Raw genomic sequence first — 14,926 nt, 5'->3', positions numbered from 1 at the left:
AACCTCTATGCTGACGGCATTCCAGCCAAATCCCAGCCATAAAAAAACCGCATTAACAGCGTTAATGCGGTTTCGTTTTAAGCGAGCGAGATAAATTTAGCCGGCGGTTTTTAGATAATTTGAAATACCGTCAAGGAACATTTGTACTGAGATCATGACCAATACCATGCCCATCAAACGCTCAACCGCAGTGAGGCCTTTTTCACCCAGCACACGGGTGAAGAGTTTATAAAACATTAAGATCACTGCGCTTGCCCCCCAAGCAGACACTAATGCTATGGTCCAATCGCCCATGCGTGAGCTATCGGTATGCGCCAGTAGAATCAAAGCGGCAAGAATCGATGGACCCGCCATCAAGGGAATGGCCATAGGCACGATAAATGGCTCTTCTCCCGCGGCTAATCCAACGACACCACCGGGTTGGGGGAAGATCATCTTAATCGCGATCAAAAACAGAATAATACCGCCTGCAATACTCACAGATTCGGAACGAAGATTTAAGAAACTTAAAATGGCTTCACCCGCATAAAGAAAAGACAGCATGATCACTAAGGCGAAAAGTAACTCTCGGATCAGTACCTTACGACGTTTCTTGGGATCGATATGCCGCAGAATCGACGCGAAAATCGGCAAATTACCCAAAGGGTCCATGATCAGAAACAACATTACCGCAGCAGAAAATACATCCATTTAACGTATCAACACCCAAGCCAACATAAGCCCATATTGTATAACCTTTTCTCGATGTTGATGTGAAAATTTCTCCGCAAAATGGTCAAAGTGAATAAAATTCGCCCCCGAAAACCCCAACGCAAAATGTCAGTTTGGTAAATTGCCAGCAAGTCACTGCTCACTTTGCCTTACAGCTGGTATACTATGGCGTTTTTTCAGCAAATTTTCCGTGGAATCCATGCTCTATCTTCTTGCTAGCTGTATCGCACTCTTAATTGGGCCACTGTTTTATCGCTACTTTTCATCGGGCAGCGGATTACAGAAGGGGCTCGATGGCTTTATATTCGTCTCATTAGGCGGATTAGTGCTGATCCACATCTTGCCAGAGCTACTGCAGCATGGCGGTTTGTTAGCCGTAGTCTTTGTATTCCTAGGTATCTGGGGACCGACCGCTAGCGAACGCCTTTTCCACCGTTATTCAGAAATCACCCATAATCTCACCTTATCCCTAGGGATTGGCGGCTTGCTACTGCACACCATCACCGACGGTGGCGCTATGGTATTGGCGCAGCAAGACGGCAGTTCGATCTTACTTGCCCTCGGGATCATTATGCATCGCCTCCCCGTCGGCCTCGCCATTTGGTGGTTACTCAAACCTCAAGTCGGCACCCGCTGGGCTAGCTTAGTGCTGGTCGCTATGATGCTACTTACGGGTGTTGGTTACTTTGCAGGCGAGCAATTAATCACTCAGCTCAGTTTAGAAAATACCGTTTATTTACAAGCCTTTGTTACCGGTTCTATTTTGCATGTTGTGCTACATCAACCCCACGGCCAGCACGATACCGACAAGCAAGGCAAATACGAATACCAAGCTGGCATAGGTAGTTTGCTCGGCATAGGCCTGCTCGTGATGCTGCTCTTGATGGATTCTGGCGGCCACGAACATGCCCACCATGATCACAGCACAGAACAATTAATGACTTGGTTACTGACACTCGCGCCCATATTACTGCTGAGCTATGGTGCGGCTGCGCTGCGCTTCAAATTCGGTTTAACACCGCAGGATAGCAGCTTAGCCCGTCGCTGGTTCCAACGCTTAGCGGGGCCCGAAGCTCTCGTCATCACCGCACTGTTACTCGGTCCTTGGCTAGCATTATTCCAGTTACTTGTGGTCTTTATTCTTAGCGCTTATTTAAGTCACGCTAACGTCACTATTACCGATCCGCATACTAAATTACCCAGTAATTCCCTACGTTTCGGCTTTGCACATTTAGTCGATCGCAGCGCACCGTGGATTTTACTCAGCCTAGTGCTAGTGAATTTAATCGGCCATCCTTCAGTGCCATTAAGCAATCCGCTGCTGCAGGTTATAGTGCTGTTACTCGTATTCTTACCTATGCGTTTCTGCAACTTAGGCGCAGCGGTGCTGGCTCTTGCACTGGCCTATAGTGGCTGGAGCCCTATCGCGATTATCATGCCGCTGATTGCCGCACCAGTGCTTAACATAGCGCAGCTTAAGTTAATGACATGGCCACAAAGGGCAATATTACTGAGTATTATTGCGCTGAGTTTAGTCGCTGCACTGCGTTTGCCACTGTGGTTCTCCCTGTTCACTTTACCGGAAGTGGTGAACTTAATCGCGCTGCTGATCCTGTCGGGATTATTTGCCGCCAGCTTACTGCGCTTAGGCCCACGTAAATTTCTACGCCGCTTAATGCTGAGCAAACCGGCAGCTCATGGGCATAGTCATTCGCACAGCCAAGCGCATGGCCATTCCCACGAACCTAGCACTTCGCACACATCTGTGCAGAGCACTGCTGAAACGCCTAGTGCCCATGATCATTCCGATGAACATACACACGATAAAGCAAAAGCAAATAAGCACTCGCACCACTAACACTGTTCATTTGTGAGCAGACAGGCTAAGTTAATCTACCTTTGGATTAATTTAGCCTGCTATGTGCATACTCTTTGTCGCCATTAATGCCCATCCTAAGTATCCCTTAATCATTTGTGCCAACCGTGACGAGTTTCACCATAGACCGACCGCGCCAGCGCACTTTTGGCCACCGGAAGAAAACTTACTCGCAGGTAAAGATCTGCAGGCGGGCGGCACTTGGTTTGGGGTGAATAAACAGGGACAAGTCGCCGCTGTGACGAATCTGCGCGTACCGCAAAAGAACCCAGAAGCCATGCGTAGCCGCGGTGAACTCATCACTATGACCCTAAGTTCAGGCTCGCTCATTTGCCCGAATTGGCTCATTGAGCACAGTGACAATTATCAGCCATTCAATCTCGTCTTCGGCCAAGGCACTGACTTATATTGTTTTAACAGCATCAACAAAGACACAGTTAAACTCGCCGATGGGTTTCATGCCATTAGCAATGGGGCACTCGATGATATTTGGCCGAAAATGGCGAAGGGACAGCAAGCGCTAGAAGCCGTGATCAATCAGTCAGACAACCTAGAAGTGCAAGCGCTGTTACAGCTGATGAAGGACGACTCCCAACCACAAGATAATGAATTGCCTAACACGGGAGTGGGGATCGAGTGGGAACGGCGCTTAGCCGCGATTTATATTCGTCACCCCGACTATGGCACGCGCTCCACCAGCATTCTGCTTGAAGATGCTGAGGGCGGCATGCATTTCACCGAAGTGAGATACGACGGCAAAGGTAGACAGCTCGGACAGCAGGATTTCCACTTAACCCTGCCCGCCGAGCCACCCGCTAAGCCAGACTGTTTATTAACGCAAATCTAAACTGAACAACTGTGCAGCCTTGTATTGAAACGGTGCACTTTAGTCAGCGCTATTGTTCTATTAAAGCTGCGGCTTAGTCCGAACTGTGATCCATAGTGATCACCCAGCGGTCGTCAATTTTCTCAATCAACAGGGTAAACACGCCCGTTGGGGCATCTTTTATCCGCCGTAAATCCCAGCGCCCAACCACCATAGCGGCGTAATTGCTGAGCATTTTGATTTCTTTTATCGTGAACTTCAGCTCACCAAGCGCTTCTTTATTGGGATAATTTTTCTTATAAGCGGCAAGGGTTTCCTCCCAGCCATAACGAAACTTACCGTTAGAAACAAAACGCAATTGCTCACTCTTCCAGTAACCTTGCATATAAGCATCGAGATCGCCGCGATTCCAGGCGTCTTCTTGGCCTTTGAGCATCTGCGTAATTTCATCCGTCGGCACCGCACTCACATGGCAAGTCACTAAGAGTAAAAGTGCCGCAAAAACACGCTGCCAGCTAACCTTGTTTAATAGTCCATTTTTCAACATAGTATTGTTCCCCCACAATCAGGTTAAACTGTATTATACCCAAGCTACCTCAAGATACGAGTTTCAGAGCATCTAGGGTACACCAATTCAAGGCGCTTCAATGAAAGAATGTCGACCACCTTTTGAATTGATGCAACACGGAAGTGGGGTGCCCTAGGCGCTCCGTCCCGGCGGCTGATGTTGATAATGTGGCAACGCATTTTATGCCGTGTTGGCTATTTTTAACTTAGTCCACTAGGTCCGCAAATAGCCGCAATCGCCATGGATGGCGTGAATGCCATTTATGCAGGAGCAATTAAGGGCCTTGCCTAAAATGCGTTCAATTCCCGCTGAATCCTGCATCTTGAGGTTGTTTGGGTATATCGTGAATTCAGCACAGACTATCTTGCTAAAGCCAATTTAAAATCTAAAAAAGCTGATGATATTATTAATTTTTCGACTCTGGGCACCGAACTATGTTCACACCACTTTGCCGTTGGCTACTTAAGCTTTCAGGCTGGCAGATAGAAGGCCAACTGCCCGACTGCGCTAAATACATCATCATAGTCGCACCGCATACCAGTAACTGGGACTTCATCGTGGGTATCTTAGCTCGTGGGGCGCTTGGCACTCGAATTCACTTTCTCGGTAAACACCAACTCTTTATCCCGCCTTGGGGCTGGTTCTTCCGCGCGATTGGCGGCAGCCCAGTGGATAGACGCAAAAACAACAACTTGGTCGATGCCGCTGTGCAGCTGTTTGAGTCGAAAACCGATTATAAGCTAGCGTTGGCGCCCGAAGGCACCCGCAGCCCAGTAACACGCTGGAAATGCGGCTTCTACCATATAGCCTGCAAGGCTCACGTGCCTATCACTCCCGTTGGCTTAGACTTTAGCCGCCGCACTGTCGTTATCCGCACGCCACTGCAACCCAGTGGTGATATCGCGACCGACATGCACGAGATTTTAAGCTTTTATCGCACCATTAAAGGTCGCCATCCTAAGGTGATCCCTGATTTTGTGGCGAGCGCGAAGCATTAATCTTTCCCCCATTTAGAGCGGCACACATGCAACCCGAAACTTGGTTACTCTATCTCTTGGCCATTGTATTGATTGGGATCTCGCCCGGCCCCATCGCTATGCTGTCTATGTCACATGGGATCCATTTCGGCAAGATGCGCAGCATGGCCACTGGTCTTGGCAGTGTGAGTGCCGCTTTAGTCTTGATGATGGCATCAGCGGCGGGATTAGGCGCCATTATCAGCGCCTCAGAATACGGTTTTACCCTGCTAAAATGGTGCGGTGCGGCCTATTTAGTGTTTTTAGGGATCAAGCTGTTGTTGACCAAAAACCAAGGTCAAACCCTTGAGGTTAGCCAATTAAAAGGCAAAGGCACGCCAAGGCAACTTTATCAGCAGGCGTTTCTGGTGGGGATCAGTAATCCAAAGGATTTACTGTTTTTTGCCGCGCTGTTTCCACAATTTATCGATCTTGCCGCGCCGCAATTACCGCAACTTATGATACTGGCAGCCACTTGGGCCGTGGTGGATTTTAGCTTTGTGATGATTTACGCCAGCATGGCCAATGTGCTTGCGCCCAGCCTAAAGGCGAGCAACAAGCTGCATTGGTTTGACAGAACCAGCGGCGGTGTCTTTCTTACCTTAGCCGCGATTCTTATCTCTCGAAATTAAATCAATAATCACCGACAATCGTCGACAGTCATTAACACTAGTCGACCTTAACCGACTTTAAGCTACGAATATCGTTGCCCGTTGGCGCTTGGAATGCCTGCAGACCAAACTCAGGCAATATCGCAAAAACATGGTCGAAGATATCCGCTTGTATCGCCTCATAAAATGCCCAGCGGGTGTCGTTGGTGAAGATATAAACCTCGATCGGCAATCCCTCAGTGGTCGGCGCTAATTGGCGCACCATTAAGGTCATTTCCTTATGGATCTTATCGTGACGCTGTAGGTATTCCTGCAGGTAAGCACGGAAGGTGCCGACGTTAGTCAGATGGCGACCGTTCACTTTCATGTCGAGGTCAGACACTCTGGCGTTCGACTCACGGATTTCGTTGATTTTGGCGGGAAAATATTCTTTTAAGCAATTGATCTTACTCAGACGCTCGCGCTCTTCCTCGCTCAAAAACTTAATGCTGTTGATATCAATATTGATGGCGCGTTTGATCCTACGACCACCCGACTCAGACATACCCCGCCAGTTACGAAACGCATCCGACACTAAGGCATAGGCTGGGATCATAGTGATGGTTTTGTCCCAGTTGCGCACTTTAACTGTGGTCAGCGAGACCTCTTCTACCGCACCGTCGGCGCCGTATTTGTCCATCTGGATCCAATCGCCCTTGCTCACCATACGGTTAGCCGCTAACTGAATGCCCGCCACGAAACCTAAGATAGTGTCGCGGAACACTAACATCACAAAACCCGTCGCCACACCTAAGCCGCTGAGGAAGTACACAGGGGACTGATCGGCCAAGATTGAGATAGAAACGATAATACCGACAAAGAATAAAAACAGCTTAGTTAACTGCACAAAGCTTTTAACGGGTAAACGCCGACTCACCAGATTCACATCTGAAATTTCATCGACCGCATCTAAACCCGCATAAATAGCGCGGATCATCAGCACCACCAGCCAAATACTCAGTAGCCGATCGACTAAATTACTTAAGATTTGATGCTCGGTTAAGGCGATGGGCACTAATAGATTGAGCACGATTGCAGGCACTAGCATGGCCAGCTTTTCGAGCACCTTGTAACGCATGAACACATCGTCCCAGGTAACTTTGGAGCGCAGGATCACCATGTTGACCGCACGTATGACTACGCGTCGAACAATGAAATAAGCGATGCCTGCAAGCAGTAAGCAGGCAATGATCATGATGCTGGTTGATATGCCGTCCGAGGGTTGGCTATCAATCCCAAAGCCCGCTAACCATGCCGAAATTTCGAGCCTTATTTCCTGATCCACAATTCCACTCCAACGTAGGCGCTAGCGCAACAAACCCATACAAAGGTAACCGCCGAGTTGACCTCGGTTAATGTCACCCTAGAAAATACTGATATCCAAACACAATATACTTACAAATACTTATTTTAAAAGAGATTTTAGCATTTTGAATTGACCGAGCACAAAGGAAAATGAACAATCTTCAACCTGTTCCCAAGGAAATCATCCCATGTGTCGTTATTCATCTACGCTAGCCTGTCTTAGCTTTGGACTATTGAGCCTAAGCCAACCACTTCAAGCTGCCGAATATAGCACTTCGAAGCCATTGGTGATGTCAGATAAATCAGAGAAAACTACCAATCCTTCTTATATCGCCCTCATGCTGGATTACGTTCCCGCCGCAGACAATCTCTACGGCATTACATTAGCGCCCTATCATTTCGATAATAATTACCAGCAATGGGGCTATTACCTAGGCTATGCCCGCAGCCGAGAAACCGATGTAATAGTGCCAGAACCCGCGCTGTCATATCGCCAAGAAAGCCTCTTTCGCTTAGGATTAAGCTACAGCCTCACTGCCGACTTAAGCTTTTATGCGGGCGGCAGCGGCTATATCAGCACTGTGTCTTACACGAATAACATTTCACCCAAAATTGTCGATGGCAAACCCACATGGGAAGAAGATAAAACCACCCGTTGGGGCGCAGAAGCAGGGCTAAGATACCGCATTACAGAACATTTCATCCTGAGCGCGGGCTATAACTCCAGCACAGAATCCACAGTTTTGAGCATAGGTTACGCGGGCTAAGCTCCTAGCGACTGGGCTTGAGCGATTTATTGGGTTAGCTCGGCTCGCGCCTTAGCAAGCTCCAATTCCGCTTCGGCAACCTTATTGCGTTTCTTATTGATTTTATCCATAGAACGACCTTCTTCTATGGCTTTAGACAACTCGTTTTGGCGCTCAGTCAGTTTTTCTTCTAAGGCCGAAACTTTGGCAACGCGCTCGGCATATAAGCTGTCGTCATCACAATGGGTTGAGACTTCGTAATAGGCCTTTTCGAGCCCGTCAACTTTATGCTTATTGCCCGCCGCTTTCGCTTGGGCAAGTTCGGCACTGATAGCTTCTAACTTCGCCGCGCAGCCCACTTTAGGGGCTTCATCGGCCCATGCTGCCGCGCTCAATGCCAAGCTAATAACGACGCCATAAATTCCATGTTTAATCTGCATATTAATCTCCTCTAGCTTAATTCATTGCTCATTGTCGCTATCTGACAGTGTCCTGTCACCGCGCTATCAATATAGTGCCACACTCAGTGAACTCAATCTGTATTCGAGTCAGTATCTTCCAGCTAAATCCACTTTATTCATCAAAACACGACTTAGACAGTGACTAATATGCGGCAAATTGTTTATGTTAGGGCAGAATATTGACTCAGACGGATATCGGAGCCAGAAAATTAATGCAAACTTCATTACGCCTTAGCGCACTTAGCTCATTGTTATTGCTAACATCATCGGTTATGGCCGCCGACGTAGCTCAAATCACCCTAGAAAATGGCGCCCAAGTCAGACTTAAAGACGACTTTACCTGGGAATATGTGGTCACAGAAACCAAAGCTGCGCCCAATGCCTTAGCTGCGACGGCAGTGAGCACCTCAAGCAATATTGCCAGCGTCCCAAGTGTTGCACTTGCCACTCAAACTGTAGCTGCGCCTATTACCACCTTGACTGCCACTGCGATTGCCCAGCCTGAGCTATTAGGCTCGACAGCCAAAGACGGCATCAAAGTCAGCTTTGCCGAAGGTCAATGGAAAGGCGATAAACTTGGACTCAGTTTCGATCTTGCCAGTACCAGCAATGAACACGTGACCTTAGTCGAAGTGGAAGCCAGCTTCTTCGCCGATAATGGCACTTTGCTCAAAACCGAAAAACTCGAAGTGTGGGAAGCCATTTTCCGTATGCCTGAAACCTATCTGCGCAAAGGCGAGCAGCGCAAAAGCAGCGTGATTTGGGTCGAAGGCATAGATAAAGCTCAATGGCAGAAGCAGTTAATTAACCTCAAAATCACCGAAATTAACTCCCGCTAACACGGCGAATAAGTAAGGGATTGCGAACCCGTTTTCAATCCCTTATCAATACTTTTAGCGAATGTTATTGCTTTGTAGTGCTAGAGTTCAATGCTTGGGCGACATCGCTTAACTATAAACAATATTGGTTTGACGGCATTTTAGAGTCCTACGCCGATCTGCAAATTGCCTTCCCAGATATGCCAGCGATTGATTACATCTCAAACTCGACCCTAGGGCTTAAATATCTGCTCACGCAGCGGATTTATTTGTCATTTAAATATGACTTTAACGACACTAAAACCGTCATAGGCAATACGAAAGATACGAGCCAGACCTTAGGATTAGGTGTGAATTTCTAATCCTCACTCCCGATACGCTAACCTATGCGCCATAGGATGCTCATCATTCAATTGCAGTAAATCCCATAAGTTGCCGTAGAGATCTTTAAACACGGCGACTGTGCCGTAGTCTTGTTCTTGCGGCTCGCGCGCAAACTCGACACCATCGGCGACCATACGGCGATAATCACGCCAAAAGTCATCGGTATTCAAGAATAAGAACACCCGCCCACCCGCTTGATTACCAATAAAATCGAACTGCTCTGGCTTAGAAGCCCGCGCTAACAAAATAGACGCGCCCTTAGAACCCGGAGGGGCAACGACGACCCAGCGCTTATCTTGCTCGGCTTGATAAGTGTCTTCAACCAGTTCAAATTTTAATTTATTCACATAAAAATCAATCGCCTCGTCGTAATCTCTTACGACCAAGGCGATATGCACAAGAGCTTGTTTCATGGCGACCTTCAATTAACACTATTTGGTCATTAGTTTACAGGTCATTTCTGGCGCTTCGTAGCCCCAAATCACTTTTGCTTCGCCTTGATACCCCCAAAAGCTTTCATTACGACCTTAATACCTAGTACAACTGCCACTGGGTTGAACAAGCATTGACGAGCGAGCGTAAAAACTACTCAGTGAGAAAAAGCCTTTGGCTTATCCCTACATAACCAGCTCGTGTCCACTAGCCTGATCGGACACATTGCCGGACACTCTTGCGCCATCTCGGCAGCGGTCGGCGGACACTTAAATAGCCATTACATTGATAAGTAATATGAAATTTTTATGGCACAGATTCTGCTCTGACAGAGTAACGCGACTCTGGCATAACCCGCCGATCCACACAGCCATACAAGGAAGCACTATGAATACGCGCACTCAACTTATGGGCGGTCTGTTTATTCTCGCTCTGATCCCAACCGCCATTTGGGCAACTCAAACAAAGGGCCAAGCAACGAGCGACAGTGCCGATGGAGGCATATCAGTCATCAGCCAATCAGTGCTCAGCCAAAGTCAGCCAGATTTTTCATGGATTTATGTTAAACAGGATGGCGAGATGACTATCGGTGCTGGCCACAGTGACGATTGGGAGCAACTTGAACGCCAAGGTAATCCTTATCATACCGATTACCTATGGGTGAAAAAAGCAGGCACGCCTTATGTCATCACAGATCCCGCCATAGTGGCGCAAATAAAAACCGCCATCATGCCCATGCAGCAACAGGGTGAGAAAATGAAAGTGTTAGGCGAACAAATGCAGCAAAAAGGCGACGCGATCAACAGCCAAACTCAGCAACTTTTACTCAATGTTGCGACCGATAATGAAGATCCTCAGATACAGGCGGAGATCGACAGTCTGAGCGTATCGATGGAGGTGCTTGATCAACAAATGAATGAGCTAAGCAAAGTCCATGAAAGCCTTTCCAATACCGCAGAGAAGCAAATTGTCAGCCTCGCTCAAGCAGCCATTAAAGCGGGCACAGCGATAAAGGCACCTTAACTGCCTTTGGAAAACAGCCAGCACATTTGCCAACAGGCAAAAAGCCGCAAGATCCTGACACAAGCTTCCTACGCCAGTCACGCATAATGCTGATTTAACCGAATCACAGAACGGTTAATTTTGGCATTACGCGTGATAGTGGTTGAATTTTCGAGCGAAATTGACTATTTTCACGCCGCTTGTCACTTCACTAGGAAAAGGATAAACATGGAACAAGTTATTACCGCAACTGCAGGGAAAGATAATCCCATCCAAATGACAGATATTGTCTATTCGAAGGAAAAATCGCTGTTCACTCTGTTAGCGATTATCTCAGGGATCGTCTGGGCAGCATTGATCATAGGCACTTTGGGCATGGCCCTGCTCTATGTGTTGATGTTTTTCATTATTTATCTTTTCAGCCACTCCGCTTTTATCAGCTACCTAAAAGGTACGGCTGTCGAAATCAATGCAGAGCAATTCCCTGAATTACATAAACAATACTTAGCATGCTGCGAACGTTTAGAAATGAAAGAGCCACCACGGGCTTACTTGTTGGCCGCCGATGGCATGCTCAACGCGCTGGCAACCCGCTTCCTCGGCCGTAACTATATCGTGTTGTTTTCATCGATTGTGGATGCGCTTGAGTCCGATAAAGATGCACTTAACTTCTATATCGGCCACGAATTAGGCCATATTCGCCGCAATCATATTGGCAAAGCACCCTTTTTAGTCTTCGCCACTTGGTTGCCTTTAGTGGGCGCGGCTTATTCTCGCGCCTGCGAATATACCTGTGATCTCCACGGGTTACGTTGCTGCAACAGCTTACGCTCTGCCACCAATGCCGTTGCCGTTTTAGCCGCTGGCGTAGAGCAATGGAAACGTATGAATGTAGATCAATATATCCGCCAAGCTCGCGAATCGAGTGGTTTTTGGATGTCACTGCACGAGCTTAACGGCAGCTATCCTTGGCTGACTAAGCGTATGGCAAGAGTAGACGCCAAAGCGCAGGGAACTGAATACACGCCGCCATCACGCAGTGCGTGGGCATTTGTATTTAGCCTCTTTATGCCACGCATGGGCACAGCAGGCGGTGGACTCATTATTTTTGCTGCGATTATTGGTGTTGCCGCCGCAGTTGCGTTGCCAGCATACAAGCAATATCAAGAAAAGATGAGTGCAGCCAGCAGTTATACCGATCCAGTTATCATGGCGCCGCAAATGAACACAGGGCCTGCCACAGTACCCGATGCCGCACTCGCCATTGAACATATTGACCAGTTGCATCAGTCATTAGCTCCGATAACGGAAGTACTAACACATTACTACCAAGGTAATAAAGCTTGGCCAACTGAGTTAGAAGTGCTCGGGTTTACCGACGAGCAGTTGTCGACCTTCAATCTCTATTCCGATGGCATAGTCGGATTTGTTGGAGGCGAAGCGCTCGGTGATTATCAAGGCTACGAAGTCTATCTATCGCCACAAGTCGACGAGCAAAGCAATATCACTTGGGTGTGTAGCAGTAGCGACATTCCTGACGAATATCTGCCGCTAGATTGCCAAGGCTAAGCCTGAGTTAACTCAATTAGACATCGACTGAAAGAAGCTTTTCCTGAGGAAGTTAATTGTATTTCCAAAGGAAATAGTAAAAAGGCACAAACATAAGTTTGTGCCTTTTTCAGTTTTACGCCTTAGCGAAAATCAATCGCTAACGCTGGATCAGATAACGGATCGTTGGTCCATTCTGCTCAATTTCCAACACTTTATAACCATGATTTTTAGCGTCGAGGGGAATATTGTTGATGGACTGCGGACAGTCACTGATCACCTCGAGAATTTCACCTAGCTTTAACTTAGGCATAGCTTCAAGGGTGGCCACTGCAGGATAAGGGCAAGGTTCACCGACCATATCGAGTTGATAATCTGGAACATATTGATTCATTACGCCGCCTCCGCTAGCAATTGTTCATCACGCTTCGCCTTGCGAGCAAAGAAACGTTTTTCCCATAGCAACATAGCGCCAAAGGAAAGTCCCAGCAGCACATAGGTCAGCAATAAGCCGCCTCGATCACCAAAGCTGGTCAATAAATTCACTTTGTCCCAGTTGGTCGCTAAGGGTTGAGCTAAGTCATCCCAGTAATACGCCAGTAAAGTCGAACCTAACACGTTGCCTAAACCGACCCACCAGAAATGCACTTGGCCTTCAACTGCACGGTACATCCAGCCCGTTTCACAACCACCAGCAAGCACAATACCAAAACCAAACAGCAAGCCGCCGATCACCGCATTAGGACCCGCCCACATAATTTTAGGTGGCACACCCAGTTGCACATAGCTGTAAATGCCTATCGCACTGACCGCCATACCTAAGATAATGGCCTTCGCCATATGAGTACGGCCAGTAATCCACATATCGCGGAACGCTGAGGTAAAGCAGATTTGCGCCCGTTCAATTAACAGACCAAATCCGACTCCGCAAAGCATAGCTATGCCGAGTTTAGGCGCATTGAACATAGTCAATAAGCCCCAACCGACGATGCCGACAAACACTAACATACCGATGCGGAAACGACGTCGAGCCTGATTTTCATCCTGCTTAATCGAAGTCGCTTTATTCACCTTCTTCAGCTTTACCGGAATACGGAACATAGGCAGTAAGGTAAATCTTGCACCAAAGTAAGAGCCCGCAGCGGTCGCCAGAGCAAAGAACCAAGCATGCAAAGAGAACTGCGGAATACCCGTGAAGAAGGCCGCTAAGTTACAGCCCATAGCCAAGCGGGCACCAAAGCCAGCAATAATGCCGCCGATCAGCGCCTGAGCAATACGGATACGGCTCTGTGGCATACGCAGTTTGACGTTATTGGCCCAGAGCGCAGCAGCAATACAACCACCAAACATACCGATAATCATCATGCCGTCGATACGATCTAAAGGAGACCCCTGCAGACCTATCACTTTGAAATATCCCCAGGTTTCAGGCTCTGCGCCAAAAAACTGCATCAAGTGCCCGCCCCAACGAGTGAATTCCCCAGTAACAGCCCAGAAGGTTCCAGTCAGACCAAAATAGTAAGTAGAAAGGATACCCGCAGCGATCACCGCTGGCATAGGAGCCCAAAAACGAACTAAGTATTCTTGTTTAAATTGTTGCCATGTCATGTCATTACCCTAATGAACGAGACTATAAAAAAATAAGCACAATGCGCTTATAACCTTTATGCCACAATGATTTAGGTTGTTATATACAACGCCAATCTTAAGTGGTTTCACGCTTAAATGGCTTTGGCTAAGCTAGCGCAGTGCTGTCCCAACAGTCGATAACCGTGGGTGTAGAGCGTTGCCCTGCCATTGCGGCAAAAACCGATAAGCGTGATATTGCTTTTCTCTGCTAATTCCAACGCCAGTGAAGTCACGGCGGACATAGCAAACAGAATTTGGATATTGGCACTGGCGGCCTTTTGCACCATTTCAAAACTCGCGCGACTGGTGAGCAATACGGCCACTGGACGTTCCACATTGTGAGCGGAAAAGGCGCCAATTAACTTGTCGAGTGCGATATGCCTGCCTATATCTTCATAGGCGGCGATGATCTGTCCTTGATGGTTAAGCCCCATGGCAGCATGCGTCGCGCCCGTCAGCTTAAAATGCTGTTGATTATCTTTAATTTGCCCAAGTGCGACTTGTAAGTGGCTGATGTCGAATCTGGCATCTGAGTCCACCCGCATGACAGGCTTGACCGCCTCTTCGAGCTGGGCGACACCGCACAGTCCACAACCCGTGCGCCCCGCCATATTGCGCCTTTGTTGTTTGAGTTCCATAAAGCATCGTTGGTTGATTTCCACTTGGATCAACACGCCTTCACGGGTGAATTCGAGTTCTACCCCTTTGATGTCATTGATATGGGAAACGATACGTTCTGACAGCGTAAAACCTATGGCAAAGGCTTCTAAATCTTGGGGGCTCGCCAACATAACAGTATGAGCGATGCCGTTATAGACCAGCGCAACCCGTACTTCATTGGCTAAGTAATCAGTCAGCTCAGATGCGTGTCCATGCTCTAACAGGACCACGTTTCTTTCAGTAACCACTTCATGTGAATGATATTCCATAGCGCCCCTTTAAAACTATAAAACC

At 47.8% G+C, this 14,926-nt stretch carries 17 protein-coding genes; 9 read left to right on the top strand and 8 right to left on the bottom strand.

The genetic code is table 11. From position 1 onward, the window contains the following. Positions 1 to 96: 96 nt before the first annotated feature. Positions 97 to 690 (bottom strand): YhgN family NAAT transporter, encoded by a 594-nt coding sequence (locus tag OX890_RS02805; protein ID WP_268650068.1) that lies wholly within the window; start codon positions 688 to 690, stop codon positions 97 to 99. A 220-nt stretch (positions 691 to 910) separates the two neighbouring features. Here OX890_RS02805 and OX890_RS02800 point away from each other — a divergent pair, with 220 nt between their 5' ends. Next, positions 911 to 2,569 carry a metal transporter gene (locus OX890_RS02800; protein ID WP_268650067.1) on the top strand — a complete coding sequence of 553 codons (1,659 nt, stop codon included), beginning with the start codon at positions 911 to 913 and terminating at the stop codon, positions 2,567 to 2,569. A 61-nt stretch (positions 2,570 to 2,630) separates the two neighbouring features. Continuing rightward, entirely contained in the window at positions 2,631 to 3,434 is an 804-nt protein-coding gene (locus OX890_RS02795; RefSeq protein ID WP_268650066.1) for an NRDE family protein, read from the top strand. A 73-nt stretch (positions 3,435 to 3,507) separates the two neighbouring features. Here OX890_RS02795 and OX890_RS02790 read toward each other — a convergent pair whose 3' ends face one another. After that, entirely contained in the window at positions 3,508 to 3,960 is a 453-nt protein-coding gene (locus OX890_RS02790; protein ID WP_268650065.1) for a YybH family protein, read from the bottom strand. Positions 3,961 to 4,415: 455 nt separating this feature from the next. Between OX890_RS02790 and OX890_RS02785 the strand changes: the two genes are divergently transcribed. Further along, positions 4,416 to 4,979 (top strand): lysophospholipid acyltransferase family protein, encoded by a 564-nt coding sequence (locus OX890_RS02785; protein ID WP_011848198.1) that lies wholly within the window; start codon positions 4,416 to 4,418, stop codon positions 4,977 to 4,979. Between the two features lie 26 nt (positions 4,980 to 5,005). After that, a complete protein-coding gene (locus OX890_RS02780; RefSeq protein WP_012196504.1) occupies positions 5,006 to 5,629 on the top strand; it encodes a LysE family translocator in 624 nt (207 codons plus the stop codon). Between the two features lie 37 nt (positions 5,630 to 5,666). Here the strand turns inward: OX890_RS02780 and OX890_RS02775 are convergent, their stop codons facing one another. Continuing rightward, positions 5,667 to 6,932: a mechanosensitive ion channel family protein gene (locus tag OX890_RS02775; RefSeq protein ID WP_107403194.1), complete on the bottom strand. Its 1,266-nt coding sequence runs from the start codon at positions 6,930 to 6,932 to the stop codon at positions 5,667 to 5,669. Positions 6,933 to 7,140: 208 nt separating this feature from the next. On the opposite strand from OX890_RS02775, the gene OX890_RS02770 reads away from it, so the two are divergent. After that, entirely contained in the window at positions 7,141 to 7,719 is a 579-nt protein-coding gene (locus OX890_RS02770; RefSeq protein WP_268650064.1) for a TonB-dependent receptor, read from the top strand. Positions 7,720 to 7,745: 26 nt separating this feature from the next. Here the strand turns inward: OX890_RS02770 and OX890_RS02765 are convergent, their stop codons facing one another. Next, on the bottom strand, positions 7,746 to 8,138 hold the full coding sequence (locus OX890_RS02765) for a DUF1090 domain-containing protein (RefSeq protein WP_268650063.1): 393 nt from the start codon (positions 8,136 to 8,138) through the stop codon (positions 7,746 to 7,748). Positions 8,139 to 8,371: 233 nt separating this feature from the next. On the opposite strand from OX890_RS02765, the gene OX890_RS02760 reads away from it, so the two are divergent. Next, the gene (locus OX890_RS02760; protein WP_268650062.1) at positions 8,372 to 8,998 is read left to right on the top strand and encodes a DUF3157 family protein; all 627 of its coding nucleotides are present in this window, start codon (positions 8,372 to 8,374) and stop codon (positions 8,996 to 8,998) included. A gap of 20 nt (positions 8,999 to 9,018) precedes the next feature. Further along, a complete protein-coding gene (locus OX890_RS02755) occupies positions 9,019 to 9,339 on the top strand; it encodes a hypothetical protein (protein ID WP_232005140.1) in 321 nt (106 codons plus the stop codon). 3 nt (positions 9,340 to 9,342) lie between these two features. Here OX890_RS02755 and OX890_RS02750 read toward each other — a convergent pair whose 3' ends face one another. Then, the gene (locus OX890_RS02750) at positions 9,343 to 9,774 is read right to left on the bottom strand and encodes a VOC family protein (protein ID WP_107403188.1); all 432 of its coding nucleotides are present in this window, start codon (positions 9,772 to 9,774) and stop codon (positions 9,343 to 9,345) included. Between the two features lie 406 nt (positions 9,775 to 10,180). Here OX890_RS02750 and OX890_RS02745 point away from each other — a divergent pair, with 406 nt between their 5' ends. Then, entirely contained in the window at positions 10,181 to 10,816 is a 636-nt protein-coding gene (locus OX890_RS02745; RefSeq protein ID WP_126490902.1) for a hypothetical protein, read from the top strand. A 207-nt stretch (positions 10,817 to 11,023) separates the two neighbouring features. Beyond that, positions 11,024 to 12,364 (top strand): M48 family metallopeptidase, encoded by a 1,341-nt coding sequence (locus tag OX890_RS02740; RefSeq protein ID WP_126490901.1) that lies wholly within the window; start codon positions 11,024 to 11,026, stop codon positions 12,362 to 12,364. Positions 12,365 to 12,503: 139 nt separating this feature from the next. On the opposite strand, the gene yedF is transcribed toward OX890_RS02740, so the two are convergent. The 3 genes from yedF to fdhD form a co-directional block, all read right to left on the bottom strand. After that, positions 12,504 to 12,737: a sulfurtransferase-like selenium metabolism protein YedF gene (yedF, locus tag OX890_RS02735; protein ID WP_126490900.1), complete on the bottom strand. Its 234-nt coding sequence runs from the start codon at positions 12,735 to 12,737 to the stop codon at positions 12,504 to 12,506. Beyond that, a complete protein-coding gene (gene yedE / locus OX890_RS02730; protein WP_011982059.1) occupies positions 12,737 to 13,951 on the bottom strand; it encodes a selenium metabolism membrane protein YedE/FdhT in 1,215 nt (404 codons plus the stop codon). Before yedE ends, yedF begins: the two co-directional genes overlap by 1 nt. Before the next feature lie 113 nt (positions 13,952 to 14,064). Further along, positions 14,065 to 14,901 (bottom strand): formate dehydrogenase accessory sulfurtransferase FdhD, encoded by an 837-nt coding sequence (fdhD, locus tag OX890_RS02725; protein WP_006084880.1) that lies wholly within the window; start codon positions 14,899 to 14,901, stop codon positions 14,065 to 14,067. Between the last annotated feature and the right edge of the window lie 25 nt (positions 14,902 to 14,926).

Source organism: Shewanella sp. DAU305 (assembly GCF_026802235.1).
GTDB lineage: Bacteria > Pseudomonadota > Gammaproteobacteria > Enterobacterales > Shewanellaceae > Shewanella > Shewanella baltica.
This window is presented reverse-complemented; position numbering and strand designations above follow the sequence as displayed.

Excerpts from the sequence above, each read along its gene's own strand:
- yedE (WP_011982059.1), bottom strand. The coding sequence starts at position 13,951 with ATGACATGGCAACAATTTAAACAAGAATACTTAGTTCGTTTTTGGGCT.
- yedF (WP_126490900.1), bottom strand. The coding sequence starts at position 12,737 with ATGAATCAATATGTTCCAGATTATCAACTCGATATGGTCGGTGAACCT.
- OX890_RS02805 (WP_268650068.1), bottom strand. The coding sequence starts at position 690 with ATGGATGTATTTTCTGCTGCGGTAATGTTGTTTCTGATCATGGACCCT.
- OX890_RS02745 (WP_126490902.1), top strand. The coding sequence starts at position 10,181 with ATGAATACGCGCACTCAACTTATGGGCGGTCTGTTTATTCTCGCTCTG.
- OX890_RS02740 (WP_126490901.1), top strand. The coding sequence starts at position 11,024 with ATGGAACAAGTTATTACCGCAACTGCAGGGAAAGATAATCCCATCCAA.
- OX890_RS02800 (WP_268650067.1), top strand. The coding sequence starts at position 911 with ATGCTCTATCTTCTTGCTAGCTGTATCGCACTCTTAATTGGGCCACTG.
- OX890_RS02785 (WP_011848198.1), top strand. The coding sequence starts at position 4,416 with ATGTTCACACCACTTTGCCGTTGGCTACTTAAGCTTTCAGGCTGGCAG.
- OX890_RS02765 (WP_268650063.1), bottom strand. The coding sequence starts at position 8,138 with ATGCAGATTAAACATGGAATTTATGGCGTCGTTATTAGCTTGGCATTG.
- fdhD (WP_006084880.1), bottom strand. The coding sequence starts at position 14,901 with ATGGAATATCATTCACATGAAGTGGTTACTGAAAGAAACGTGGTCCTG.
- OX890_RS02795 (WP_268650066.1), top strand. The coding sequence starts at position 2,631 with ATGTGCATACTCTTTGTCGCCATTAATGCCCATCCTAAGTATCCCTTA.
- OX890_RS02760 (WP_268650062.1), top strand. The coding sequence starts at position 8,372 with ATGCAAACTTCATTACGCCTTAGCGCACTTAGCTCATTGTTATTGCTA.
- OX890_RS02750 (WP_107403188.1), bottom strand. The coding sequence starts at position 9,774 with ATGAAACAAGCTCTTGTGCATATCGCCTTGGTCGTAAGAGATTACGAC.
- OX890_RS02780 (WP_012196504.1), top strand. The coding sequence starts at position 5,006 with ATGCAACCCGAAACTTGGTTACTCTATCTCTTGGCCATTGTATTGATT.
- OX890_RS02790 (WP_268650065.1), bottom strand. The coding sequence starts at position 3,960 with ATGTTGAAAAATGGACTATTAAACAAGGTTAGCTGGCAGCGTGTTTTT.
- OX890_RS02770 (WP_268650064.1), top strand. The coding sequence starts at position 7,141 with ATGTGTCGTTATTCATCTACGCTAGCCTGTCTTAGCTTTGGACTATTG.